The following is a 25,190-nucleotide window of genomic DNA, read 5'->3' as shown; positions in this document are numbered from 1 at the left end:
GAAGACGAAGGCTTATATTTAGCTTAACAACCTGTTTTCAAGTCAACCTTTATGAGATGGATTACCCGCGAGCGCCCCAAAATTGACCGCCTAGCTTGCCCGTGGCTCATCCGGCGGTTTATTGATGCCACCGCGGAGATCCTCTACGTACCTGAAAACCAGGTGCTGGAAAAAGCCAAAGAACTGGACGCCATTCCGTTTGACATTCCGGGGGTGGAGTATTCGCATTACCAGGACCACTGCACCTTTGACTACTTCCTGAAGAAATTCAACCTGCAGGACCCCGCGCTGCAAACCATGGCCGTGATTGTGCGCGGCGCAGACACCGATGACCACACCCTGGCGGCGCAATCGGCGGGGCTGTGGGCCATCTCACACGGCATGGCCTTCAATATCTCTGATGACCACGAACTGCTGGAGAAAGCCATGGTACTGTATGACGGGCTGTACAGTTGGGCCAAGCACCTGCAGAATCAGAAACACACTACACACCCCACCGAGCAACTTTTCCTGCAAGTCTACCACAATTACCTGCAGGAAAAGAAAGACACCACCCAGAAAGTACCAGCCTGGGCGCAGCACCTCAAAGAAATTATCCAGGACCAGATTGACACCAACCTCAGCCTGAATCTGAAGGAAATCTCGGAGGCCCTCGACGTGCACCCAGCCTACGTTTCCCGGGCGTTTTCCAAATACTTTGATAATCTGTCATTCGGGGAATACATCAGGAAACTGCGCATTGAGAAAGCGTTGAACCTGCTGCATACCTCGGGGTACTCGCTGGCCGAAGTCGCTTATTTGACTGGCTTCTCAGACCAAAGCCACTTTACCCGCATTTTCCGGCAGCACATGGGGCAAAGTCCGTCTGAATACCTAAAAATTTTGAAGAAAAGTAAACCAGATACCAAAGGTTAACTCTGTTCTATCTTTCGTATAAGGGGCTGCGTAATCTTGAGCAGAAATTCAGAATCGCCATGGAAACCACTTTGCCAGACACCGCTCCCCCTCAAACCAGACGCACCGCGCCCGAGAAACCTTCGTTCAAAGAGGCTTTCCTGTTCTGGCTAAAATTGGGGTTTATTAGTTTCGGTGGTCCGGCAGGGCAGATTGGCATTATGCACACGTATCTGGTAGAGCAGAAACGCTGGGTGTCAGATTCCCGCTTTCTGCACGCGCTCAATTACTGCATGCTGCTGCCCGGTCCCGAGGCGCAGCAGTTGGCCACGTACCTGGGTTGGCTCATGCACGGCGTACGCGGCGGCTTGGTGGCCGGTATCTTCTTCGTGCTGCCTTCGGTGTTTATTCTCTTGGGGCTGAGCACCGTGTACGTGAGTTACGGGACCATTCCGTGGGTGGCGGCGCTGTTCTACGGCCTCAAACCGGCAGTTGTGGCCATTGTGGGGCTTGCTTTGTTCAAGATTGCGGGCAAATCGCTTAAGAGTTGGTTTCACTACGTGCTGGCCTTGGTCAGTTTTGTGGCGATTTTCTTTTTGAAGGTGCCTTTCCCGCTGATTATTTTGGGAGCCATTGTGCTGGCCGTCATCCTACGCAAGTTGCTTCCCAGCCTCTTCCTAGAAAAAGAAACGACGCAGAAGCAGGCCGCAGATGAGGAAGGCTATTACCTGCACGCGGGCAGTGAAGTGGTGGGTTCTGGTTACAGTTGGGGCAAAAGCCTGCTGCGGTTGGGCATTACGCTGGTGCTTTGGGCCCTGCCGGTAGCGCTCTTCTACTATCTCACCCGCGAATTTGCTTTCTGGAACCACCTCATTACGTTCTTCACCAAAGCCGCCCTGGTGACGTTTGGGGGAGCGTATGCGGTGCTCCCTTACGTGGCGCAGGTGGCCGTGGAGAAGTTTGACTGGCTCTCCCGCTTTGAGATGATTGACGGCTTGGCTTTGGGCGAGACCACGCCCGGTCCGCTCATCATGGTGCTGGCTTTTGTGGGGTTCATGGCGGGCTTCAACCACTACGACGGCTCCTTGGCCATGGGCGCGCTGGGCTTGTTCACCACTACCTTCTACACGTTTATGCCCTGCTTTTTCTTCATTCTGGCCGGTGCGCCCCTCATAGAACGCACCCGCGGCAACGTTGCCGTGAAATCCATTTTGGGCGTGGTGACCGCCGCTGTGGTAGGCGTGGTGCTCAACCTGACCGTCTACTTCGGGGTAGCCGTCCTGTTTCCCGAAGGCCTCAACCTACAAACCATGGATTACTTCGCCCTCGCCTGGATCATCATTTCCTTTCTGGCCATGTTCCGTTTCAAGGTAGGCATGATGACTTGGATTGGCATCAGCGCCTTGGCTGGTCTCCTACATTTCCTTCTGTTTTTAGCTTAGTTTTCCAGAATCTAACCTGAAAGGAGTAGAGTAGTTTTCGGATTTGTATCTGAAAATCAGACGAGTAGTTTAATTATATTAAATTTTTTCCATCTATTGTTTGGATGTCTCGTAAGAAACAACTCTATTTGTCTACCAATCCTATAGAGATTAAGAGTATCTATATAGCTGCGGATGTTTGAGGCTTGCGAAAAGCATCTGCAATTGGAAATGATTTTTCTGATGAGGGAATAGGAAACAAGGTCGTGTGGCTGAGTGGCGAAGCAAAGACCAGCAAAGTCTTTTACGGCGGTTCGAATCCGCCCGTGACCGCAACCCTCCTCTGCCTAAAGTGCTCTGCGGCAAAGCGAGAAAAAGCCGCGGAGTGTTTTAGGGATGCTTTTAGAAAACCAACGCTAAAACGGTAAGGAGGAGAAGTATGGTGGGGAAGAGACGGCCAGCCATCTGCGGGTTTGGCTAAGCCGTTTCTCCCAACTTACTGAAAACAAGCCTAAAAACTCAAGAAAGAGAGCACCAAAGAGTAACCGCCACCCGCGCCAGTTCTGCCCCACTCAAACTGACTACTGACCCAAGGCCAACCCGTGAAAGGTCCCAATGAACCTGATTATCCCTAAACTTTTACTACTATGAAAACCGATGTCTTCCAGAAAAGAACCCAGAAACGAATGCAGGGCCAGTTCTCCGGTTTTGGCTGTTGTTGCCGCTAGCCGTTCTCAACCCGTTTTTCCTTCTTACTTTTCAAGACATCATTCATGAAACCAAAATATCTACTCCTCCTTCATTTTCTTTTACTTCCCCTCATCACCCTGCGCGCGCAGGAAACCAATCTGGTAGAAATCAGCGGCCGGGTAACCGACCAGGCCAACAAAGAGCCCTTGCCCGGCGTGAGTGTGTACGTGCGCGGCACCGTAACCGGAACCGCCACCAACCTCAACGGCGACTTCACGCTGAAAACCCGCTTGAAGTTTCCATTTACCCTGGTGGTTTCCTTAGTAGGATTCCAGCCGCAGGAATTTGAAATCACCGAGCCCGGTTCCCGCCTGGATATTGCGCTGGTAACGCAGACCTTACTGGGGAAAGAAGTGGTGGTAACCGCATCCCGCGTAGAGGAAAGCATCCTGAAATCGCCGGTGGCGATTGAGAAACTGGACATCAGGGCCATCAAGGAAACGCCCGCACCCAGCTTCTATGACGCGCTGGAAAACGTGAAAGGCGTGCAGATGACCACCAGCAGCCTCACGTTCAAAGTGCCCAACACGCGGGGTTTTAACATTCCCAACAACTTTCGGTTTATGCAACTGGTAGACGGGGTAGACATGCAGGCGGCCACCCTGGGCGTACCGCTGGGCAACGCCATCGGACCTACGGAGCTGGACATAGAAAGCGTGGAGATTACGCCGGGGGCGGCCTCGGCGCTGTACGGCATGAACGCCATCAACGGCATGGCCAACCTCATCACTAAAAGTCCTTTCCTGTACCAGGGATTGAGCGTGTACCAGAAAACCGGTATAAACCACGTAGACGGCATTGACGCCGAGCCCAGCATCTTGTCTGAATTCGCCGTGCGGTACGCCAAAGCCCTGAGCGACAAATTCGCCTTCAAAATTAACGCCAGCTACATGAATGGCACCGACTGGCGCTCCAACACCACCACCGACCAAAACCCTAATACCCTGAACACCGCCAACCCATCTTTCCCCGAACTGGCCGGTGCCAACAACCCCGCCTATGATGCCTGGAACAAATACGGCGATGAGAACAACAATGCCGTGACCATTAGCGGTGTGCAATACGGCGGCAAAAACCAGACGTTTCTGGTGCGCAGAACTGGCTACTGGGAGAAAGACGTGGTGAGCCCGCGGGTAGACAACCTGAAATTTGATGCGGCCCTGCACTACCGCCTCAGCGATAACGCCGAGCTTTCCTACGGCTACCGCATAGGCAAGATGGACGGCGTTTTCCAGCGCGGAAACAAGATTCAGCTAGACAACGTGGTGGTACAGAACCATCGTCTGGAACTACGGGGAGCCAACTATTTCCTGCGTTCTTACCTGTCCATTGAGAACACCGGCGACTCGTACAACGTGAAACCCATGGTAGACAACCTGGATATTACCAGCGGCGGCTCCAACAGCGAGTGGGGTGCCAAATTCAAGACCGCGCTGCAAACCCAGCTCAACGCAGGCACCAATCTGGCCACTGCCATGCAACTAGCCCGTCAGGCCGCCGATGCGGGACGGGCCGAACCGGGCACCCCGCAGTTTGAAGCCCTAAAAAACACCATCAGAGGCATTAACAACTGGGACCACGGGAAAGTAGTGCCCGGTGCCCCCGCCACCGGCGGAGCCTGGCTAAGTCAGAAAAGCCGCCTGTACCACACAGATGCCCAGTGGGATTTCACAGACCGCATCAAGTTTGCCAATGTGCTGGTAGGCGCTGATGCCCGCGTGTATGAAGTCATCCCGGACGGGAACAACTTCGTGGATTTCACCCGGCCCATTGAACAACGCACGCAACCCGGCGGCAACAACGTGTACTACAAGAAATTTGGCGCTTTCGCGCAGCTGACCAAAACGTTCCTGGACGATAGATTAAAGGTATTTGGGTCTTTGCGCGTAGACTACAACCCTGAGTTTGCCCCCAAGGTGAACCCCAGAATAGCGGCGGTGTACACCTTGTCTGAGTCGCACAATTTTAGAGTGTCTTACCAGAACGGGTTCCGGTTTCCGGCCTTGTTTGAAGCCGTGTCTTACGTGAACAACGGGAACGTGCGCCGCGTGGGAGGCTTGTCGTACATCAACGAAGGCCTGGGCTACCTGGATAACTCCTACACGCTAACCTCGGTGAATGATTTCAACGCCGCCGTAAACCGAGACGTGACCGCCGGGTTAACCACCAACGAAGCCGCCCTGAAAAACCGCGAAGTACTGCAAATCACCAGCCTTTCGGCCACCCGACCAGAGCAGATTAACTCGTTTGAGGTAGGTTACAAGAGTGTGTTGTTTGACAACAAACTGGTGCTGGACATTGACGCCTATACCAACGTGTATGATGGTTTCCTGGGGCAAGTGGAAGTATCTGTGCCGAAGAGCAATACCGTGCAGGTAGGCACCGACGAAGCAGTGCTTGCCATGCTGGCTGCCAACCGCACTGGGCAGCAGACCCGCTACCGCGTGTATACCAACGCCAAGAACAAGTACAACAACTACGGTTCCTCGCTGGGCCTGACGTACAATTTCTACGAGAAATTCACCCTCTCAGGCAACGTGAACTACAACGCCATTAAAACCAACCAGGAGAAAGACATCTTCGTGACGGCCTTCAACACGCCCAACTGGATCACCAACGTCTCCCTCGGGAACCGAGAGGTGCTGAAGAACCTGGGCTTTAACGTGGTGTGGCGCTGGCAGGATTCCTTCCTGTGGGAAAGCCCGCTGGCCAACGGAATCGTACCAAGTTACAGCACCTTAGATGCCCAAGTCACGCTTCGGGTACCCGAAAGCAAAATCACCATCAAAACGGGAGGCACCAACATCTTCAACCAGCGTTACATCCAATACGCTGCTGGTCCCACCATTGGCGGATTGTATTACGTAGCCGTTACGTTAGACGGGCTGCTGGCGAAATAACATAACGTCTGTATTCTTTCAAAAAGGCAAGCCTGCACCAGGCTTGCCTTTTCTATTTCAAACTATCTTGTAAAATTCCTTTTTAGGCTGTTTTACCACAATCAACCTCAAACGGCGGCTGGAGATAACCTGCCGTTTTTAGCTGATTTGGGTAAAACAGCCCGAAAACAAAAAAATGTGTGCAGCAGGTATCATGGCTTTTCCGGGTAGGTGCTCAAGTTGTTGCATAGCCATGTGGCAGGGGAGATTCTTTTCAAGAAAGTTCTAGGATGTAATATACCATTTGGTTTATTTAGTCCCATGAATCTAGTCCAGCCCACCAAAGCAGAGCGCACCCGGCAATTGATCATTGAGCGATCTGCGGAGTTGTTCAATCAGAAAGGCTTTTCTGGAACCTCTTACCAAGATCTGATAGAAGCCACAGGCGTGACCAAAGGCTGTCTGTACGGCCACTTTGCCAGCAAAGAGGAACTGGCCGTGGCGGCTTTTGAGTTCGCGGCCCAAACTTTGATTGACCGGGTGGGCAGTGCCATTGCACCGTATGAGAACGCCAGGGAAAGGCTGCGAGCGCTGTTGGATTTTTACCGCACGTACCTCACCAAACCCATCATTGCGGGTGGCTGCCCTTTGCTCAATACCGCCGTAGAAGCCGATGACAACCATCCGGTGCTGCATGAGCGGGTGGTGCACGTTTTGAACCGGCTGCACAAAGGCGTCCGGAACCTAATTGAACTTGGTAAGGAGCAAGGTACGTTCCAAGCCTCGGCAGACACGGCGGCGCTGGCCACGTTCTTCATTTCTACGGTGGAAGGCGGCATTCTGCTGGCCAAGGCCTACGGCGAAGAGAAACCGCTCCAGACCGTGCTAGACCAACTGGAGCGCTTCCTGCAACAGGAACTAGGTCCGTTTTAATCCGCTTTTTAGAAAATTACCCCTGAAACTCACTTGAAACTATGATACCCCAAACTTCTTCTCCCAAACCAGCCGTGCTGGAAAGCCAGACCCGCATTCGTTTTGACCATTGTGATCCGTTCGGGCACCTGAACAACAGCGCTTTTCTCAACTACTTCCAGAATGAGCGCGAAGACCAGGTGGAAGCCGCCTACGGGCTTGACATTCACGCGTACTTCCGGAAAACCGGTCGGGCCTGGGTGGTAGGCCAAAACCAGATTGTGTACCTGAACCCAGCCGTGGTTCGCGAACTGGTGACCATCCAGACCAGCATCCGGCAGGTGACAGACAGCAGCATGTTGGTGGAGCACCTCATGTTTGACGAGAAAAAGGAGAAACTGAAAGCCGTGCTCTGGACCAAGTTTGTGTACATAGACGTGCGCAAGACCTCCCGCGCCACCCATGAACCGGAGCTGATGGAGTTGTTTGCCGAAGTGGTGGTCAAGGAAGATACGCCCGCCTTGTTTGAAGATCGCGTGAAGCAATTGCGGGAACAGATGAAGGCGGCGCAAGCGTAGCCTTTTTACGCTGCTTTTCGCGGGCAGAGTGACTGTATTTTTGTGTCTTTCAGGAACTCCTGTTATCAGCTTGTTTTTCAGAAATAAGCCTGAGGACAGGAGTTTTTGATTGGCAAAATCTGCTTCTACCCCTTAAGCCAATCCTGAATCAGCCGGTAAGCAATGGAAAGGGCAGGGGGCAGGGTTATCTGGCCGGAGGCTACTAATTCTTTCAATTCGGCTCTGGTGAACCAGCGGGCGTCTTCAATTTCCAAGGGGTCCAGGTGTAGCGCAGGGTTTTGGACTTCGGCCGAGAACCCCACCATGATAGAGGCCGGAAACGGCCACGGTTGCGAAGAATGGTACTGCACGTGCTGCACGTTAAGGCCGGTCTCTTCCAACACTTCGCGGGCTACCGCACTCTCCAAGGTTTCGCCGGGTTCCAGAAAACCCGCAATGGACGCATACATTCCCGCAGGCCAGGAAGCTTGCCGAGCTAGTAATCCTTTCTCGCCGCAGGTAACCATGGTGATCACAGCGGTGTCGGTGCGGGGGAAGTGGGAGGTATGGCACGCCGAATTGCTGCATTTGCGCAAGTGCCCCGCCTCAGAGAAGAGCGTAGGGGAACCGCACACGCTGCAGAACTGGTGCTGTCGGTTCCAGTAGAGCATGGCTTTGGCGTAGGCCAGCAAGCCACTATCTGGGCGGGCCAGTTGAAGAGTCGCCTCCCGCAGTTCCTGGAAAGCGCCTCCGGCCAGCGGTAGTTCCGGGGCATGGGTGACATCAACGGCAAAATACGCTTTCTCCTCGCGGAGGCCCAGAAAAATAGGCGGCTGGCTTAGGCTTGAAAGCTCAACCTGCGCCAACGGCACCGATAGTAACTGATTCCCTGACGTGAGAAGCGGCTTCATTCCCTGAAAGGGCACAAGTCTCGTTTCGGGGTCCTGCAGACGGGCGGTTATCCAGGCATCGTCTTTCCGGAGAAGGTGGGCCCGGTCCAGGTTTGATTCTCCAAAGTAGTTCAGGGCTGAGTAGGCAAGGTTGTTCTGCATGGTGATGAAGTACGTGAGGAAGGAAGAAGCGTTTAGGGCTGCTTTTCACAAAACAGACCTAAAACTACTTTTAAGCTAACTACGCCTTCAGTACGTTTCAGTAAAGGATAGCTGCTGTCCAAAACGGCTTCAAATTACATCAAATAAAGTTTTGCAAAATGTTGAGCATCTTTTGTGCGCTGCAGAAGACAGAACATGGTAAAACCTAAAAAGCGTTTGGGGCTGTTTTTACAAAAACAGGCCCCAAACGCTTTTTAGAATTAATAAAGAACTTATAGAGTCAATGTACCCGCAATCTCTTTTAAAGCAACTTCTCCAATTTTAGCTAAGTAAAGCGCATTGCTGAAGCGCACGCTGGCGTTCACATAGTTCAATTGTGCATCGCGCACCTCAACGGTAGTTATGCTGCCTAACCGGTATTTCTCCATGGTAATGTCCAGGTTCTGGCGGGCAATGCGCTGGTTGTTTTCCTCCAGCCGTACCAAGCTGAGGTTGGTCAAGTACGTTTGGTAGGCCGAGGCCAGTTGCGCGTTGATGTTCTGGTTTACCTGCTCAAACTGCAGTTGGGCGCTGTTGATGAGGATATTGGCATTCTGCTCCAGACGGCGCTGGTTGAAACCCGTGAAGATGGGCACCGAGGCCGTCACGCCATAGGTCAGCCCGTTTCCCGTGGAAAGGGTGGAGAAGCCTAGGGCTGAACGGTTTCGGTTGAAGTTATAGCCGGTATTCACCCCAATCACCGGCAATCTGGCAGCTCTTACCTGTTTAGCATCCAGTTCGGCAATTCTACGGTTTAACACGGCCGCTTTTAAGGACGGATTCAACTGCGCAGCCTGCGAAGACAAGCCTTCTAGCGTGAGTTGGTCATCAATGGTAATAGCATCTGGAACACTGAACCGGATATTCACATCGCGAACCAGCAATTCATTCATCCTGATTTGTGTGTTGCGATACAATTCCTGTTGCCTTAGGTAATTGGTAGTGTCTGTGTTATAGTCTACCTGGGCATTCAGCACTTCCAGCCGGGCCGCCCTTCCAATCTCGAAACGATTCTGGGCAGTGGTTACCCGCAAGCGGGAAAGTGAGATAGCCGTGTCATACGCTCTTAATTGGTGCTGTTGCTGCACCAGTTCATAGAACGTACTGGTTACATCTCCTATGCGGGTAAGAATGGTTAACTGCAAGTTGGTTTCCCCCAGTTTTTCCAGTTCCTGCAACTGCTCATAGCGGGCGAACATGGCAAAGCCGTTGAAAACGGTCCAGTTCAGACCTACGCCGTAGTTCAGGCTGGATCCCTGGCCCCAACTTACTTCATTTACCTGGCCGTCTGACCGGGTTTGGGAGCTGTTCTGGAGCGTGTTGTTGTTGGTCAAGGTGGCGTTCACGTTGGGCAGCATGCCCGCATTGCCGCGGGTTACGTTGTTTTCGGCAATGCGCTCTTCGTTGGCAGATAGTTTGATGTCGTAGTTCCGCTCCAAGGCAATTCTTACGGCATCTTCAAGCGTCAGTATCTCTTGAGCCTTAACCTCACTTGCCCCAAAGAGCAGTGAGATTAGGAATAAGCTCAAAAGACCAAATCTATAGTTTAACATATACGGTTTAGTTCAAACAAACAATTAGTGGGCCACTGCTTTCTCGTACTCTTCAATGTGGTCAAACTCTGGATGGTGTTTGCGCTCCTTAGACCACATAGAGTAAATGGCAGGAATGATGAAAAGGGTAAGCACAAGAGAGAAAATAGTACCACCCACAATCACTACCCCCATCCCAATCCGGCTTTGGGCTGCAGCGCCTAAGGCCAGGGCAATTGGTAAGGCACCTAAAGCAATAGCCAAGCTAGTCATCAGAATTGGGCGGAGGCGGGCTTCAGAGGCTTCCAGAATGGCGTCCATCTTAGACTTGCCTTCTTCCCGCAACTGGTTCGCGAATTCTACAATCAAGATACCGTTTTTAGTTACCAGACCAATCAACATAATGGTACCAATCTGGCTGAAGATGTTCCAGGTTTGACCAAATAGCCATAATGAAAGCATGGCACCAGCTACCGCCATGGGTACCGTCAAAATAATGATGAGCGGGTCAATGAAGCTCTCAAACTGCGCGGCCAGGATCAGGTAAATCAATAACAAGGCTAAGCCAAAAGCGAACATGGTGTTGGAACCACTTTCTACAAAGTCACGTGATTCACCGCCTAAATCAGTAGAGAAGGTTTCATCTAGTACTTGTTCTCTAATGCGGTCCATGGCTTCAATACCGTCGCCAATACTTTTGCCCGGAGCCAGACCAGCAGATACTGTCGCAGATAAGTACCGGTTGTTGTGGTATAGCTGCGGCGGGCTGCTGCGTTCTTCCATGGTTACCAGATTGTCTAGCTGAATCAACTGACCGGTGGAACTCCGTACGAACAAAGAAGTCAAGTCCATAGGGTCATCACGGTCTGGGCGATCAAATTGACCCATGACCTGGTACTGGCGTCCGTTCATCAGGAAGTATCCAAAGCGCTGTCCGCTCAAAGATAATTGCAACGTCTGTGCTACGTCAATCACTGATACGCCTAAGCTTTGGGCTTTCTCGCGGTCAATGGTAATGTTGATTTCCGGTTTGTTGAACTTTAGGTTCACATCTGGCATGACGAAGGTAGGGTCATTGCTGACCGCTTCCATAAACTGCGGAACTTTCTCCTGTAGTTTATCAAAGTTTGGGGCCTGAATAATGTACTGGATTGGCTGCCCTCCCCGGCGGTTCACCGAAATGGTTGGCTGCTGAATCACGTTGGTACGGGCCTCAGGGTAACGGCGCGTTAGTTTGGAAAGATGATCGGCTACTTCTTTCTGCGAGCGCTCCCGTTTATCAACGGGCTTCAACGCTAAACGCATCATCCCACTGTTAACAGAACCAGAACCACCAAAACCAGGGGAGGTGATAACCAAATTCACTTGTTTTTCAGGGATAGAATCATCTACCAGTTGGCTTAACTCTGTCATGAAGCGCTCCATGTATTCATAAGAAGCGCCTTCTGGGGCTGTAGAAGAAACCCGTAGCATACTGCGGTCATCATACGGGGCGGTTTCCTTCTGGAGAACATTATAGAAGAGTACGATCAAGCCAAGACATGCCACAATGATAGGGAAGCTGAGCCATTTACGTTTCATGAAACCACTCAGTGCTTCTGCGTAGCTGCTGTTCATTTTCTGGAAGAACGGCTCAGTCCACTCATAGAATTTAGAGCGTTTATGAACACCGCCCTTCATCAGGTAGGCATTCAGCATGGGGGTTAAGGTTAGCGACACAAACGCTGAGATCAACACGGCTGCGCCGATCACCACCCCGAACTCACGGAATAATCTACCCACAAAGCCCTCCAGGAAGATAACCGGTAAGAACACGGCTGCCAGGGTAATGGAAATGGAGATAACCGCTAAGAAGATCTCATTAGAACCTTTGATAGCCGCCTCAATAGGCGACATGCCTTCTTCTACTTTCTTATAGATGTTCTCTGTTACCACAATACCATCATCTACCACCAGACCAGTGGCCAGTACAATTGCCAACAAAGTCAATACATTGATGGAGAAACCGGCCAGGTACATGATAAAGAACGTGGCAATCAATGATACCGGAATGTCTATCAAAGGACGGAAGGCAATACCCCAGTCCCGGAAGAACAGGTAAATAATAAGAATTACCAGCACCAGGGAAATAAGAATGGTTTCAGCTACTTCGGTTACAGATTGCTTGATGAACAGGGTGTTGTCCATTACAATGTCTAACTGCAAATCTTGGGGAAGCTCAGTTTTCAACCGTTCAAATTGATCATAGAAATTGCCGGCAATGTCCAGGTAGTTGGTACCAGGCTGCGGAATAATGGCCATCCCTACCATAGGCACGCCAGATTCCGTCATCTTGGTTTCCAGGTTCTCAGGACCTAATTCGGCACGGCCGATGTCACTGAAACGGGTAATGGTTTCGCCTTCCGAAGAGATAATCAGATCATTGAACTGCTGCTCGTTGGAAAGGTTTCCTAAGGTTCTGACCGTTAATTCAGTGTTGTTACCGCTTACTTTACCGGTTGGCAGCTCCACGTTCTGGCGGTTGAGGGCGGTGCGCACATCACCAACGGTTAAGCCGTAAGAGGCCAGTTTCATAGGGTCCAGCCATAAACGCATGGCGTACCGCTTCTGCCCCCAAATCTGGATGCTACTTACGCCCGGAATGGTTTGCAGACGCTGCGAAATCACGTTCTCGGCGTAATCAGACAGTTGCAAGGCATCACGCGTGGCGCTCCTTACAGTCATGGTGATGATGGGCTCAGAGTCGGCATCGGCTTTGGAAACAACTGGTGGCGCATCAATGTCCTCAGGCAAGCTTCTTACCGCCTGTGAAACTTTATCGCGCACGTCATTGGCCGCTTCCTCCAGGTTTTTCTCCAGATTAAACTCAATGTTAATATTGCTGGAGCCTTGGTTGGACGTGGAGGAAATGTTCCGGATACCGTCAATGGAGTTGATAGCCTTTTCCAGCGGTTCTGTGATCTGAGATTCAATAATATCTGAGTTGGCACCAGAATAACTGGTGCGTACAGACACAATGGCGGGGTCAATGGACGGATATTCCCGTACGCCCAGAAACGTGTACCCAATCACCCCGAACAGCATCAGGAGAAGGTTCAACACGATTGTGAAGACCGGTCTTTTTATACTTGTGGTTGATAAACTCATTGTAATTAAATTTTATTTCTTCGCCAAGGCCACCTTAACCGGGCTACCTGCTTTCAAAGACATAACACCCGTGGTTAACACTGTATCACCGGCGCTAAGGCCAGAGGTGACCAGTAAATCTTTCGCGGTACGGGTGCTTGTCTCAATCATCACTTCTTTGGCTTTGCCATTTTCTGCGATGAAGACTTTTTTTCCGTTTTGTACCGGTACTACCGCTTGGGTAGGGATGAGGAGCGCATCATTGATAACCGTTAACGGCAACTGAATGTTGGCGAAGGAACCCGGCAACAGCTTTCCGCTGGAATTATCTGCCCGGGCACGTAACTGCAAGGTGCGGGTAGTGGCTTCAATGCTAGGCTCAATGGCGTACACTTTGGCGGTGTATTTCTCCTGCGTTCCGGCCACGGTGAACGTAATCTCGGTATTGAGTTTTACCTGAGACGCATATTTCTCCGGTACGGCAAAGGAGATCTTGATAGGGTTGATGCTCACCAGATTGGTCACCACGGTTTCAGGGGAAAGGAAACTTCCCACGGAAACGGCTCTCAGCCCCACTTTGCCGGCAAAGGGGGCAGTAATAGAGGTTTTGGCTAATTGGGCGCGTACTAACTGAATCTGCGCCTGAGCGGTTTTCAGTTCGGCGCGGGCTATATCATATTCTTCCCGGCTAATAGCTTCTTTCTCTAAAAGCAGACGGGCGCGTCTTTCGTTTTCGGCGGCTAGCGTTTGTCTGGTCTGTGCCTGCGCTAGTTGGGCGCGCAGTTCAGAGTCATCTATTTTCACTAGCACCTGGCCTTTGCGCACGTTGCTGCCTTCCTGGAAATTGATGCTGCGCACCAAGCCAGAAACCTGGCCGCGTACTTCAATCTGCTCGTTGGCTTCAATGGAACCGGTTACGGAAAGCGAATTGGCGAACTCCTGGGGGGTAGCTACCACGCCGCTCACCCGCATGGCTGGGGCACCAGCACCACCGGGTCCACCCGGACCTCTTCCGCCACCACCACCTGGGCCACCGGCTCCGGCTGCTTCTTTGTTACTTGAAATTCGGTAATACACTAAAGCCCCTAAACCAAGGATAAGCAGCGCATAGACAATGTGTTTTATTTTCATAGAATTGGTAAGACGAAACGTGTTCGTTTGTAGTGAAACAGGTAGATGGTAGGATTTTGTTTTGGTTTGTAAGTAGTTTCTGATGGTGCAGTTCACATAACCTCCCCAAGTAGCCCCTGGGTTCCTTGTGACAGAAAGGAGGCAGGCGGAAGATTACGTTTTCGGGGTCTTTTTGCCTGAACCGGCGCTAAACAGGCGCATGGTGCAAGGAGAGAAACATCATGGCTTGGCCTATAAAATGTGAAGTGGGGATAGGCGGGGGTAAGCTGCCAGCAGGCTGGACTGGTACTGGATTAAAGAGCAGGTTCTTCATTCAGGGCTCAGGGTTTAGGGGATCGGGTAAAGGCAATGTGCTGCCGTGTAAAGGAAGAAAACTCTCCTGAACACCCCGGCAGCAAGTAAATGTATCGCGTTTTTTGGCTATTTTTAGAATTTAGACCTAAAAACAACCCGAAGGTTTAAGGCGCAACCCAAAAAAATATACCAGGGGTACCGGCCTTCGTAAGCGAAGCTTTAAAGCAAAACATATGCCAAAGACTGATGCCTCAGAAAAGCGCACCAATTTTTTCCACGATGTCTATGAAGTGGTGAAACTCATTCCGCCGGGGCGGGTGACGTCTTACGGGGCCATCGCGTCTTACCTGGGGGCGAAAGGCTCCGCTAGAATGGTGGGCTGGGCGCTCATTGCTTCCCACACGCACCAGGGTGTGCCTATTCCGGCGTACCGGGTAGTGAACCGCAACGGCATGCTCACGGGCAAACAGCACTTTGAGTCCTATGATGCCATGCAGCAGCACCTGGAGCGGGAGGGCATCAAAATCAAAGACGACCAGGTGCAGGATTTCGAGAAACTATTCTGGGACCCGGCCAAAGAACTGCTGTAAAATTATCGCTGAATCAGCGGCCAGTCGCCTGTTTTTGCTTTCTTTTCTAAAAATCAGCCCTTAAACGTAGTTTTACGTATTGGGGCGAGATGATTGCTCTTATGCCTTCCCAAATCCTTCCCAGAGTGCAGCCGGTGGTACGGCTTTTCAGAAACGCCTTTGACCTGTTCCGGGAGAACGACCCACTGCGGTTGGCTTCATCGGTGGCCTTCTTTACATTATTTGCGCTGCCGCCCACCTTGATTCTGGTGATTTCTTTATTAGGCGTCCTGTTCAATGATGCGCTGATTACGGGGGAGCTGTTTGAGAAACTGGCCAGTTTGGTAGGCGAAGACGTGGCCGGGCAGATAGAGCTTATTCTCACCAACTTTCTGGACTTGCAGGGAAACGGCTGGGCCGCGGCCCTCAGTTTTGTGTTCCTGACGTTTGTCTCTACCACGCTGTTCACGGTGGTGCAGAATTCTATCAACCAGCTCTGGAGCATTAAAGTACGCGGACACCAGCACCTGAAAAGGGCGTTGCGCAACCGGTTCAGGGCTTTGCTTATCATTCTTTCCAGCGGGTTGCTGTTTCTGGCTTTTCTGGTGATTGATGCCTCCCTGGCCTTCCTGAAAGACAATTTCTTGTTGGTAGACGAGCAGTTTAAGTTGCAACTCATTCAGGTCCTGAACCGCATTCTGGGGTTTGTGGTGGAAACCACCTGGTTTGCTATTATTTTACGCTTTCTGCCTTTCGCGCACATGCCGGCCCGGGCGGTGTGGGTAGGCGCTGCGGTAACGGCGTTGTTGTTCTTGCTGGGCAAAATAGTGTTGGCGCGTTTTCTGGTGAACAGTGACTTGGGTTCGCTGTATGATGCCTCGGGCTCAGTGGTGGTGCTGCTGCTGTTCATCTTCTATTCAGCCATGATTTTTTTCTTTGGGGCCTGTTTTACGCTGGTGTACACCCGGTACCTGAACCTGCCGCTGCGCCCCAAGTCCTTTGCTACGTTCTATGAGTGGCGCGAAACCGACCATGATCCCCTGCAATAACCCCGGTCCGTTTTTAAGCCGATTTCCTGAAATCAAGGTAATAACGGCTTCTCTTTGCCTATACAGATGGCTCATAAGTGCGGGAAAAATAATCCAATGTTTATCTTCGTTGGTGAATAGGTCTCTGCTGAGTTTTACAAGCGTTTGTTTGCTTTAAAAATACAGGGGTTTTATATTGCCTTAGCAAGAAAGACTCATCAGAGTTAATGTATTGTCCATCAAGCATCTTTATGAAAAAGCGTAATTTAATTTGGCTGGCCTTTGCCTTGAGTGGGGTAGTGGCAGCCGGTTGCTCCAAGCCAGCCGTGCAGCAAGCTACTACTACTGAAACGGCGGCGGTAAGTCAGTCTGAGCCCGAAGTGAAGGGCGTAGGCTTGAACATGGCTAACCTGGACCGCAGTGTTTCGCCCTGCGAAGACTTCAACCTTTTCGCCAACGGCGGATGGCTGAAAAACAACCCTATTCCAGCCTCAGAAAGCCGCTGGGGCAGCTTCAATGAACTAGCCGATAACAACAACGCTACGCTGCGGGCCGTGGTTGAGGCTGCCGTGAAACAGACCAATGCCCCCAAAGGTTCTTCTACCCAGTTGGTAGGTGATTTCTACGCCGCTGGTATGGACTCGGCCGCCATTGAGAAAGCGGGCCTTACGCCTTTGAGACCAGAACTGGACAGAATCAACGCCATCAAAGACCGGAATAGCCTGTTGCAAGCCATGGCACGTTTCAGAATGCTGGGCCGCGGCGGCGTGTTCAGCTTCTATGTGGGCCAGGACGATAAAATCAGCACGCAGTATATCGTGAACATCGGGCAAAGCGGCCTGGGTCTGCCAGACCGGGATTACTACACCAAAACCGATGCCCGCTCCAAGAGCGTGAAAGAGGAGTACCAGAAGCACGTAGCCAATATGTTCCAGTTGCTGGGCGACAACGAAGCTACCGCTCGTAAAAACGCCGCGAAAGTGGTGGAAATGGAAACCCGTTTAGCCAACGCCTCCATGACCCGGGTACAGCAGCGCGACCCGCATGCTACCTACAACAAAATGACCGTAGCCGAGTTGCAGAAACTGGCTCCTAACTTCAACTGGCCTACCATGCTCAAAAACATGAGCGTGACCAATGCCAAAGAAGTGATTGTGGCGCAGCCAGATTTCCTGAAGGCAGCCAACACCATGATTGCCTCGGTTCCGGTTTCTGACTGGAAAACCTATCTGCGTTGGCATCTGGCCCGTACCTCTGCGGCGTATCTGCCGCAGGCGTTTGTGCAGGAAAGCTTTAACTTCAACAGCAAATTCCTGAGCGGCGCTAAAGAAATGCAACCCCGCTGGAAGCGTGTGCTACGCATGACCGATGCCACCGTAGGCGAAGCCCTGGGGCAGGAGTACGTAGACAAAGCGTTCTCCCCGCAGGCCAAAGCCAAAGCCCTGGAGATGGTGAACAACCTGCGTTCGGCTTTTCAGGAGCACGTGAAAAACCTGGACTGGATGAGCGAAGCCACCAAACAACAGGCGCTGGGTAAATTGAACGCCTTCGCGGTGAAGATTGGCTATCCAGAGAAATGGGAAACCTATGAAGGTTTAACCGTGAGCCGGGCTTCTTATCTGCAAAACGTGTTGCAGGCCTCTGAGTGGGGCTTCAAAGACAACGTAAGCAAATTGGGTAAACCGGTAGACCGCGCCGAGTGGGGCATGACGCCGCCAACCGTGAATGCTTACTACAACCCCAGCATGAACGAGATTGTGTTCCCCGCTGGAATTCTGCAACCGCCGTTCTTTGATCCTAACGCCGATGATGCCGTGAACTACGGTGGAATGGGTGCCGTAATTGGCCACGAACTGACCCATGGTTTTGATGACCAAGGCAGCCAGTACGACCCAGAAGGTAACCTCCGTGACTGGTGGACCGCCGAAGACAAAGCCAAATTCAAGCAACGCACAGATTTGGTAGACCGTCAGTACAGTGCCTTCCAACCATTAGACAGCGTATTCGTGAACGGTAAACTGACCATGGGCGAGAACATAGCCGATATTGGCGGGTTGAACATTGCGTTTTCTGCCCTGCAGAAAGCCATTGCCAACAAGAACGTAGGCAAGATTGACGGCTTCACCCCAGAGCAGCGCTTCTTCCTGGCATGGGCCCAGATCTGGCGGAACAACTCTACCCCAGCCGCTCTGCGCCAGCAGGTTCTGACAGACCCACACTCCCCGGCCATGTTCCGGATTAACGGTCCGTTGTCCAACATGCCGCAGTTCTACAAAGCCTTCGGCTGTGGCCCAGGCAACAAAATGTATCGCCCAGACGCAGAACGCATTCATATCTGGTAGTCACTGCTTTTACACTGATTCAGCTAAAACGCCTAAAAAGCGCACCTCAGAAATGGGGTGCGCTTTTTTGTTGTTATGGTGGCAGTTTTGAAAAGGGAACTGATAGAGGAATGGCACGACAGGAATGCGCACGCCGTTACAGGGTAACGGCGCTACAGAATAGCAGAATGTAGCCTCGGTACCCTGTAACGAGGTACTCATGCAGAGGAAATGCACACCATCGTTCGGCAAAAGTAAAGGGCAACCACAAGGATTGCCCCTACTGCTGTAAGGTGTGTTTTTAGCCTGTTTATTGAAATTCAGCTTAAATACGGCTTCGGTTAACGGATCACGCGTACCTTCATGCCTACATCTTTGACGGGCCATTTCTGCTGGTCTACCGGTACGGCGGCAATGCTGTCTACTACTTCTATGCCTTCCAGCACTTCGCCAATGACCGTGAAGGTCTGGTCCAGATTGGGGGCGCCGCCCTGCGTGCGGTAAACTTGCTTTTGCGCGGGCGTAAGGTTCAGCTTGAACTCTTTGATGTTGGCTTCCAACTCATACTCCGGAAGTTTGTGCCCTTGTACGATGTAGAAATCTTTGTTAGACGACATCCGCTCCGGGTTTTCATCATCGCCGTAGCGGGCCATGCCTACGGCGCCGCGTTTGTGGAAGTAATGCGGTTTTATCTCCGGCGGAATTTTGTACGTGCCAATCTTCATGGTCTGGAAATCAGACCTGCCGCCCTGGATCATGAAATCTTTCTCTACTCTGAAAAAGACCGTTTTGTCAAAGAAGCCATAATTGGCCAGCCGCACGAAGTTGGCCCGGTGCAGGGGAACGTCTTTGTACAACCTGATTTTGATATCGCCTTTGGGCGTACTGATAAGTACCAGCGTGTCATTGGGATGCGCCTGACCATAAGCGGTAAGAGAATCTACCACGGTTTCTTGGGTGAGCAGGGCTGGAGCGGGCGGGGGAGTAGGGGCTTGGGTGGCCGCCGGTTGCTCTTGTTTCTGCTGACAGGCCCCTAACCAGGCTAGACCCAGAAGGAGAGAGTACTTTGAAAACCCCGAGGTGGTAAAAGGAAATGGAAACATCTTCTTTCGGTTAAACTGCTTTTCTGGCATGGGTAAAACTAGGAGAATCAAGGCAGAATCACAAAAGCCCTGTAGGCGCCCTATTTGCTTCTTTCTTTATTCTTGTTTTAGCGGGGGTATATACTTATTTTGGATATAGTAAAATTCTATTTTAATCGGCCTTGTACGAAGAAAATAATTGAAAGATTCAGAGTTTTGGGGTTGAGAATGGAATTTCTTCTTTCTATATTGGATAACATTTAACCTTGTTTTTTACTTACCTATCACTTATTTAAACCTGTATTGTTTATGCTAAAAAATTACTTTACCCGTCCCCCGTTTAAAATGCTGATTGGAGCAGCGGTCATCGCTTCCTCCTGTACTTTCCAAAGCTGCGAGCAGGTAGAAGATGCCGTTCAGCCGCAAGAAGTAGTGGGTATCTCAGACAGTGGCACCCTCATTGCCGGAAAATACATTGTCGTGCTTAAAAAAGAGAGCGGCCTGCGGCTGGCAGAGAATGCTTCTTACCCCGAGAGATTGCGCCAGGTGAAAAGCTTTGGGCAGCAGATTTTGCGGGAGCGGGGCCTGGATCCCGATGCCATTGAATTATCCTACGGCAAAGCCCTTCAAGGTTTTTCTGCCAGCCTTTCAGAGTCTGAGGTAGACAAACTGCGCCGCGACCCGCGGGTAGCGTACATTGAGCAAGACCAGGTTGTAAGTTTAGGCAAACCTGGCGGAGGCGGAACTACGCCAGCCGCGCAGGAAACGCCGTATGGCATTACCCGCGTGGGATACGCGAGCGGCGTGGGCAAAACTGCCTGGGTAATAGATTCAGGAATTGATTTAGACCACCCAGACCTGACCGTAGACGCAGCCCGTAGCCGCACCTTCATCACTTCTGGAACAGATGCACGCAGCGCCGATGACGGAAACGGACACGGAACGCACGTAGCTGGTACCATTGCCGCCAAAAACAACACCATTGGGGTAATTGGGGTAGCCTACGGCGCCACCGTAGTAGCCGTAAAGGTGCTTAACTCCCAAGGAAGCGGCTCCAACTCTGGCGTAATTGCCGGTATTGACTATGTGGGCGCTAACGGCAAAGCCGGAGATGTAGCCAACATGAGCTTGGGCGGCGGCGTTTCCACGGCTCTGGATGCGGCAGTTGTCAATGCGGCCAAAGGCGGGGTGATTTTCTGCCTGGCAGCGGGTAACGAAACCGATGATGCGAACAACCATTCTCCGGCCCGTGCCGAAGGAGCAAACATCTACACCATTTCGGCTATGAATAACACCGATACCTGGGCATCGTTCTCCAACTACGGTGCACACGTGGATTACTGTGCACCTGGGGTCAACATCAAGTCTACCTGGAAATCCGGCGGATACAACACCATTAGTGGTACGTCTATGGCTACTCCGCACGCGGCCGGCGTCATGCTGATTACGGGTGGCAAGCCCACCATTAGTGGCTACGTGAAAAGTGACCCGGACGGAGTGGCAGACCCAATCATCCACTTATAGTTTTAGATCCTTCATTGAAAAGGCCGCCTCTGAACCAGAGGCGGCCTTTTTGTATTTAGCTCATTTTAAGAGAACAGATGAAAAACTGACCTCGGCCAAGAGCTTCAAGTGTAGAACAACAGAGCGGCAGAGGTCTTACTAGCTGGTTTAAGGCTGATTTTCGGAAAAAAGCCCCAAACCAGCAGCTTTACTCTGCTTTTGGGTCTTCGCAGTTAATGTCTTTGAAAACCTGGCTGATGGCGTCTTCGGCGTTGCGGAGCTTCTGCTTGCACAGCTTGAGCAATTCTGACGAGCGCTGTACCTTTTGGGTCAGTTCGTCAACGTCCACGTCATCGTTCTCAATGGCTTTCAAGATAGTCTCTAATTCCTGAGTGGCTTGTTTATAGGTAAGGTTACTCATAGTAAAGTTTTTAGAATGGGAAATCAGGAAAAAGAGAAGTGCCGGAATAAAATGCCTGCATGGTTATACCGCATGTCTTATTCTTTGTTCTGGTTTCCTAATTCGAAATATATAAAAGGTTAATCAAAAAGGTCTGGTTCTTTGGTTTTGGTGACTTTACTGATCACGGAGCCCGCCAGGAGCCGGGTTTGCAGCACATGGCCTGGGGTAACCTGGTCCAGCGAGCGCAGCAGTTTGCCGTTGACGTACGTGAGCGTGTAGCCGCGCATGAGCATGATTTCGGGGTCATGGGATTTGACATCCATCTCTAGGAGCTGTAACTGGTGGCCTTTGATCTGTAGCTGGTCTTTGGCGCCGTATTGCAGCCGTTGCTGGTTCTTCTGGAAAATCATCTGGGCCTTCTGAATACGTTGCTTGGAAAACAGTTGCAGGCAATGCTCTACATGCGTCAGTTTCCGCTGGCCCGCTTCCAGTTTTTTCAGGCTGTTGGTTTCCAGGTGTACCAGGTATTTCTGCTGTTTGGTTTCTTTTACCCGCAACAGTTGTTCCACTGAATGTGTGAGCCGAAGCTCTTCACACATGACGTGCCGCTGCTCTTCAGTCAGGAACTTCTGGGGCTTGTCAGACAAGGTACGGGTTTGGCATTCCAGTTGGTACTGTTTGCGGTGTAAATACTGGTTGGTGCCTTGCTGCACCTGCGCCGCCAGTAAAGCTACCCGGCGTTCGGCGGCCACCGCCAGCGCCGTAGCGGCATCTCTTATCTGTAAAAACACTTCCTCCACAGACGCCTCAAAGACGGCTAACCGGTCAATTAAGAAAGCCGCAACGGCCGTAGGGGTTTTCAACGGTGTGTGGGCCACCAGATCCGTAATAGACTCGTCGCGTTCGTGCCCAATACCCGTAAGCACCGGTAAAGGCATCTGCGCCACGGCCGAAGCCAGTTCATAATGGTCGAAACACAGCAAATCGGTTTGGGAGCCGCCGCCTCTGATAATCACCACCGCATCAAACGCCTGCCGTTGCAAAGTCACCCTAGACAAAGCCGCTTTAATGGACGAAACCGCTTCCATGCCTTGTACGCTCGCCTCAAAAAGAGTCAGGTTAAAGTCATAGGCGAAGGGGTTATTCTGTAGTTGCACCACAAAGTCCTGGTACCCGGCCGCGGTGGGCGACGAGATAATGGCTAAGCGTTGCGGCACCTGGGGCAACACCTGTTTGGCGTTCAGGTCAAAGAGGCCTTCGGTTTGCAGGCGGGCAATGGTTTCCTGCCGCTGCCGGGCCAAATCGCCTAAGGTGTAGGTAGGGTCAATGTCATGAATGTCCAGACTGAACCCGTACAACTCATGAAATCGGGGGCTGGCGTTGAACAGAATCTTGAGCCCGGCTCTGAGCGGATGCCCGGTTTGGGCCTCAAAGTATTGGGCAATTTCCTGGTATTGGCGTTTCCAGACGGTGCCGCGGGCCTGGGCCGTGAGGGTGCTTTTGGAACCTGGTTCTTTGTCGGTGAGGGTGAGGTAGCAATGGCCGCTTTGGTGGTGCACCCGGGCCTCTGAAATCTCGGCAATAATCCAGTACTTGTTGGGTAGGGCATTCTCAATCTCCTCGCGCAACCTGCGGTTGAACTCGTAGAGCGTGTAAGGCCTGTTGGTACTAACGGTAAACGAAATCTCTTCCCTGCTACTCTGAAAATATGTCCCCATGCCGTGTGCGCTCCTCTTTATTTCAGTGTGCTAAAATTACGGTTTTTATGTGTGCCGCCAATTGTTTTGCTAAAAATTTAAGCAATTTGATTTCGCCTTTTCTTCTAGGCAAGTGGCGGTCCACCAGATTCGGTTCTACCTCTAAGTAAAGGAAAATTACTCTATTCTGATGCCCGTTAGCCGCTTAAAATGTTTCTGCACCAGTTTTGGGAAACCAGCTGCTTCTTAGGGTTTTCTTACTAAGGTAACGCAGTCTGAATCGGTAGTTGAAAATGAGAATATTTCAGAGTGGATGATCTGGAATCCATATTTTTCAGAGAGGGAGCAGAATAATGACTTTGTCATGAAGTTTCTCCAGCCAGGATTGTCAGAGAATTTACCAGTAGGATTTTTATCATAGTTAGAGTGGTGGAACAACGCAAACGAGCCAGGCTTTAACACCCTGAAACTATCTGCCAGGTAAGATTCTACTGCTTCTCTTTCAAAATGAACCATGGCATCATAAGAGAAGACGGCCGTGAGGCTGTTGTCTTTGATCCGGTTAGTGGGTATTCCAAGGCCACTTTCATTGTAGATGTACTCCACATGGGCGCGGTTCCCGAATCTCTGCTTTGCCAGGTCTAATGCTCCTTTTGAAGAGTCTAAAAGGTAAAGCTTTTCAATTTTATCTGAAACCTGTGCCGAATGTCTGCCGGTACCGCAGGCTATCTCAAGCGTGTGGGTTAGGTCTAGTTGTTGAAAAAGCTTATAGAAAATGGTGTTTTCAGCCCAGAAAACCTTAATCCAGTCCTCTTGGTCCGCACTTTGGTAGTAGTCAAAATCTGCGCCTCCCTTCTCCCAGAATGATATTACCCGTTTGGTTGCATTCTTTTCCGTAGGAAAGTTAATCTGAATGTATCTTTTTGCTTTTTGAATAAAATTCATGCGTCTTTGTTTGGTCCTCTAAAGTAAAACTTTTCTTCTGAAGAAACAGGTTTGCCTCTAACTTTGAAAATCAATCTAAGGTAAAGCGAAATTGTTTAAAAAGTACAAATCCTTGCAAGGACTCTTCCCGTTCTAAGAATCATTCCTACCTTTATTGCTTCATTGGTTCAGGAACCACGCACATCCCTATTACTCTATGTCAACACTTGTACTCAGCGAGATTTATATCTACCCCATCAAATCATTAGGTGGCATTTCCCTTACTTCTGCCCAGGTGCAGGAACGGGGTTTGCAGTATGACCGACGCTGGATGCTGATTGATGACAGTGGCATTTTCCTGACCCAACGTAAACTAGCCGAGATGGCCCTGCTGCAAGTAGCCCTCACGCCAGACGGCTTACAGGTATCGCACAAAACAAAGGAACTACCGCCTTTGCAGATTCCTTTTGAAACCAACAGCACCCGCTCTACCCTGGTCACCGTTTGGGACGATATCTGCTTTGCCTATCTGGTAAGCCCCGAGGCCAATGCCTGGTTTTCTGAAGCGCTGGGCATCAGCTGCCGTTTGGTCTACATGCCAGAAAACTCCATCCGGCTCATTGACCCCAACTACGCCAAGCACAATGAGAAAGTAAGTTTCGCTGACGGTTATCCGTTCCTCATCATCGGGCAGGAGTCTTTGAATGATTTGAACAACCGGCTGGAAAGCCCGGTCCCCATGAACCGTTTCCGGCCTACGTTTGTGTTTACCGGCGGGCAGCCTTACGCTGAGGAGAAGTGGAAGACCTTTAAAATTGGCAACGTGCTGTTCTACGGCGCCAAGCCCTGCGGCCGCTGCAACGTAACCACCATTGACCAGAATACGGCCCAAGCGGGAGCAGAACCCTTGAAAACGCTATCCACGTACCAAGCCAAAGGCAACAAAGTCATCTTTGGGATGAACCTCATTGGGTTGTCTGAAGGTACCGTCTCGGTGGGTGACAGCATCACCATCATGGAAGCGGGTGCGTAAGCATGATAGGATCTGGGTAACAGGTGGCATCAGTGATTAAGTA

Annotated in this window: 18 protein-coding genes and 1 tRNA gene; 11 read left to right on the top strand and 8 right to left on the bottom strand. The window is 51.2% G+C overall.

All coding sequences use genetic code 11. The annotated features are described in order from the left end of the window. Positions 1 to 51 precede the first annotated feature (51 nt). The 6 genes from ACY0JR_RS09445 to ACY0JR_RS09420 all read left to right on the top strand — a co-directional run bounded on the left by ACY0JR_RS09445 (position 52) and on the right by ACY0JR_RS09420 (position 7,434). Positions 52 to 915 carry a chromate resistance protein ChrB domain-containing protein gene (locus ACY0JR_RS09445; protein WP_462633770.1) on the top strand — a complete coding sequence of 288 codons (864 nt, stop codon included), beginning with the start codon at positions 52 to 54 and terminating at the stop codon, positions 913 to 915. A gap of 59 nt (positions 916 to 974) precedes the next feature. Next, complete coding sequence (gene chrA / locus ACY0JR_RS09440) at positions 975 to 2,336, top strand: chromate efflux transporter (RefSeq protein WP_462633768.1); 1,362 nt, start codon at positions 975 to 977, stop codon at positions 2,334 to 2,336. Positions 2,337 to 2,577: 241 nt separating this feature from the next. Next, positions 2,578 to 2,648, top strand: a tRNA-Cys gene (locus ACY0JR_RS09435). A 440-nt stretch (positions 2,649 to 3,088) separates the two neighbouring features. Next, complete coding sequence (locus ACY0JR_RS09430; RefSeq protein ID WP_462633767.1) at positions 3,089 to 5,965, top strand: TonB-dependent receptor; 2,877 nt, start codon at positions 3,089 to 3,091, stop codon at positions 5,963 to 5,965. Positions 5,966 to 6,265: 300 nt separating this feature from the next. Then, on the top strand, positions 6,266 to 6,877 hold the full coding sequence (locus ACY0JR_RS09425; protein WP_462633766.1) for a TetR/AcrR family transcriptional regulator: 612 nt from the start codon (positions 6,266 to 6,268) through the stop codon (positions 6,875 to 6,877). A gap of 41 nt (positions 6,878 to 6,918) precedes the next feature. Further along, positions 6,919 to 7,434, top strand: coding sequence for an acyl-CoA thioesterase (locus tag ACY0JR_RS09420; RefSeq protein WP_462633764.1), 516 nt, complete (start codon positions 6,919 to 6,921; stop codon positions 7,432 to 7,434). Positions 7,435 to 7,559: 125 nt separating this feature from the next. On the opposite strand, the gene nudC is transcribed toward ACY0JR_RS09420, so the two are convergent. The 4 genes from nudC to ACY0JR_RS09400 all read right to left on the bottom strand — a co-directional run bounded on the left by nudC (position 7,560) and on the right by ACY0JR_RS09400 (position 14,293). After that, positions 7,560 to 8,465: an NAD(+) diphosphatase gene (nudC, locus tag ACY0JR_RS09415; protein ID WP_462633763.1), complete on the bottom strand. Its 906-nt coding sequence runs from the start codon at positions 8,463 to 8,465 to the stop codon at positions 7,560 to 7,562. 272 nt (positions 8,466 to 8,737) lie between these two features. Beyond that, positions 8,738 to 10,033: a TolC family protein gene (locus tag ACY0JR_RS09410; protein WP_462633761.1), complete on the bottom strand. Its 1,296-nt coding sequence runs from the start codon at positions 10,031 to 10,033 to the stop codon at positions 8,738 to 8,740. Between the two features lie 48 nt (positions 10,034 to 10,081). Next, complete coding sequence (locus tag ACY0JR_RS09405; RefSeq protein WP_462633760.1) at positions 10,082 to 13,183, bottom strand: efflux RND transporter permease subunit; 3,102 nt, start codon at positions 13,181 to 13,183, stop codon at positions 10,082 to 10,084. A 12-nt stretch (positions 13,184 to 13,195) separates the two neighbouring features. Further along, a complete protein-coding gene (locus ACY0JR_RS09400; RefSeq protein ID WP_462633759.1) occupies positions 13,196 to 14,293 on the bottom strand; it encodes an efflux RND transporter periplasmic adaptor subunit in 1,098 nt (365 codons plus the stop codon). A gap of 527 nt (positions 14,294 to 14,820) precedes the next feature. Between ACY0JR_RS09400 and ACY0JR_RS09395 the strand changes: the two genes are divergently transcribed. The 3 genes from ACY0JR_RS09395 (at position 14,821) to ACY0JR_RS09385 (ending at position 18,526) form a co-directional block, all read left to right on the top strand. After that, a complete protein-coding gene (locus tag ACY0JR_RS09395; RefSeq protein WP_462633758.1) occupies positions 14,821 to 15,177 on the top strand; it encodes an MGMT family protein in 357 nt (118 codons plus the stop codon). Between the two features lie 101 nt (positions 15,178 to 15,278). After that, positions 15,279 to 16,205: a YihY/virulence factor BrkB family protein gene (locus ACY0JR_RS09390; RefSeq protein ID WP_462633757.1), complete on the top strand. Its 927-nt coding sequence runs from the start codon at positions 15,279 to 15,281 to the stop codon at positions 16,203 to 16,205. Between the two features lie 230 nt (positions 16,206 to 16,435). After that, positions 16,436 to 18,526 carry a M13 family metallopeptidase gene (locus ACY0JR_RS09385; RefSeq protein ID WP_462633755.1) on the top strand — a complete coding sequence of 697 codons (2,091 nt, stop codon included), beginning with the start codon at positions 16,436 to 16,438 and terminating at the stop codon, positions 18,524 to 18,526. Between the two features lie 320 nt (positions 18,527 to 18,846). On the opposite strand, the gene ACY0JR_RS09380 is transcribed toward ACY0JR_RS09385, so the two are convergent. Beyond that, entirely contained in the window at positions 18,847 to 19,608 is a 762-nt protein-coding gene (locus ACY0JR_RS09380; RefSeq protein WP_462633754.1) for a peptidylprolyl isomerase, read from the bottom strand. A gap of 288 nt (positions 19,609 to 19,896) precedes the next feature. Between ACY0JR_RS09380 and ACY0JR_RS09375 the strand changes: the two genes are divergently transcribed. Next, entirely contained in the window at positions 19,897 to 21,111 is a 1,215-nt protein-coding gene (locus ACY0JR_RS09375; RefSeq protein ID WP_462633752.1) for a S8 family peptidase, read from the top strand. 187 nt (positions 21,112 to 21,298) lie between these two features. Here the strand turns inward: ACY0JR_RS09375 and xseB are convergent, their stop codons facing one another. The 3 genes from xseB to ACY0JR_RS09360 all read right to left on the bottom strand — a co-directional run bounded on the left by xseB (position 21,299) and on the right by ACY0JR_RS09360 (position 24,135). Next, on the bottom strand, positions 21,299 to 21,511 hold the full coding sequence (xseB, locus tag ACY0JR_RS09370) for an exodeoxyribonuclease VII small subunit (RefSeq protein ID WP_181305875.1): 213 nt from the start codon (positions 21,509 to 21,511) through the stop codon (positions 21,299 to 21,301). 119 nt (positions 21,512 to 21,630) lie between these two features. Beyond that, positions 21,631 to 23,211 carry an exodeoxyribonuclease VII large subunit gene (gene xseA, locus ACY0JR_RS09365; RefSeq protein ID WP_462633751.1) on the bottom strand — a complete coding sequence of 527 codons (1,581 nt, stop codon included), beginning with the start codon at positions 23,209 to 23,211 and terminating at the stop codon, positions 21,631 to 21,633. Between the two features lie 225 nt (positions 23,212 to 23,436). Further along, entirely contained in the window at positions 23,437 to 24,135 is a 699-nt protein-coding gene (locus ACY0JR_RS09360) for a class I SAM-dependent methyltransferase (protein ID WP_462633750.1), read from the bottom strand. Between the two features lie 196 nt (positions 24,136 to 24,331). Here ACY0JR_RS09360 and ACY0JR_RS09355 point away from each other — a divergent pair, with 196 nt between their 5' ends. Continuing rightward, positions 24,332 to 25,147 (top strand): MOSC domain-containing protein, encoded by an 816-nt coding sequence (locus ACY0JR_RS09355; protein ID WP_462633749.1) that lies wholly within the window; start codon positions 24,332 to 24,334, stop codon positions 25,145 to 25,147. The last annotated feature ends 43 nt before the right edge of the window (positions 25,148 to 25,190 follow it).

This window comes from Rufibacter sp. JT3400010 (genome assembly GCF_054956755.1).
This window is presented reverse-complemented; position numbering and strand designations above follow the sequence as displayed.

Coding starts and splice junctions, on each gene's coding strand:
- ACY0JR_RS09400 (WP_462633759.1), bottom strand. CDS start 14,293: ATGAAAATAAAACACATTGTCTATGCGCTGCTTATCCTTGGTTTAGGG.
- nudC (WP_462633763.1), bottom strand. CDS start 8,465: ATGCAGAACAACCTTGCCTACTCAGCCCTGAACTACTTTGGAGAATCA.
- ACY0JR_RS09375 (WP_462633752.1), top strand. CDS start 19,897: ATGCTAAAAAATTACTTTACCCGTCCCCCGTTTAAAATGCTGATTGGA.
- ACY0JR_RS09420 (WP_462633764.1), top strand. CDS start 6,919: ATGATACCCCAAACTTCTTCTCCCAAACCAGCCGTGCTGGAAAGCCAG.
- ACY0JR_RS09405 (WP_462633760.1), bottom strand. CDS start 13,183: ATGAGTTTATCAACCACAAGTATAAAAAGACCGGTCTTCACAATCGTG.
- ACY0JR_RS09445 (WP_462633770.1), top strand. CDS start 52: ATGAGATGGATTACCCGCGAGCGCCCCAAAATTGACCGCCTAGCTTGC.
- ACY0JR_RS09355 (WP_462633749.1), top strand. CDS start 24,332: ATGTCAACACTTGTACTCAGCGAGATTTATATCTACCCCATCAAATCA.
- xseA (WP_462633751.1), bottom strand. CDS start 23,211: ATGGGGACATATTTTCAGAGTAGCAGGGAAGAGATTTCGTTTACCGTT.
- ACY0JR_RS09380 (WP_462633754.1), bottom strand. CDS start 19,608: ATGTTTCCATTTCCTTTTACCACCTCGGGGTTTTCAAAGTACTCTCTC.
- chrA (WP_462633768.1), top strand. CDS start 975: ATGGAAACCACTTTGCCAGACACCGCTCCCCCTCAAACCAGACGCACC.
- ACY0JR_RS09385 (WP_462633755.1), top strand. CDS start 16,436: ATGAAAAAGCGTAATTTAATTTGGCTGGCCTTTGCCTTGAGTGGGGTA.
- ACY0JR_RS09430 (WP_462633767.1), top strand. CDS start 3,089: ATGAAACCAAAATATCTACTCCTCCTTCATTTTCTTTTACTTCCCCTC.
- ACY0JR_RS09425 (WP_462633766.1), top strand. CDS start 6,266: ATGAATCTAGTCCAGCCCACCAAAGCAGAGCGCACCCGGCAATTGATC.
- ACY0JR_RS09390 (WP_462633757.1), top strand. CDS start 15,279: ATGCCTTCCCAAATCCTTCCCAGAGTGCAGCCGGTGGTACGGCTTTTC.
- ACY0JR_RS09360 (WP_462633750.1), bottom strand. CDS start 24,135: ATGAATTTTATTCAAAAAGCAAAAAGATACATTCAGATTAACTTTCCT.
- xseB (WP_181305875.1), bottom strand. CDS start 21,511: ATGAGTAACCTTACCTATAAACAAGCCACTCAGGAATTAGAGACTATC.
- ACY0JR_RS09395 (WP_462633758.1), top strand. CDS start 14,821: ATGCCAAAGACTGATGCCTCAGAAAAGCGCACCAATTTTTTCCACGAT.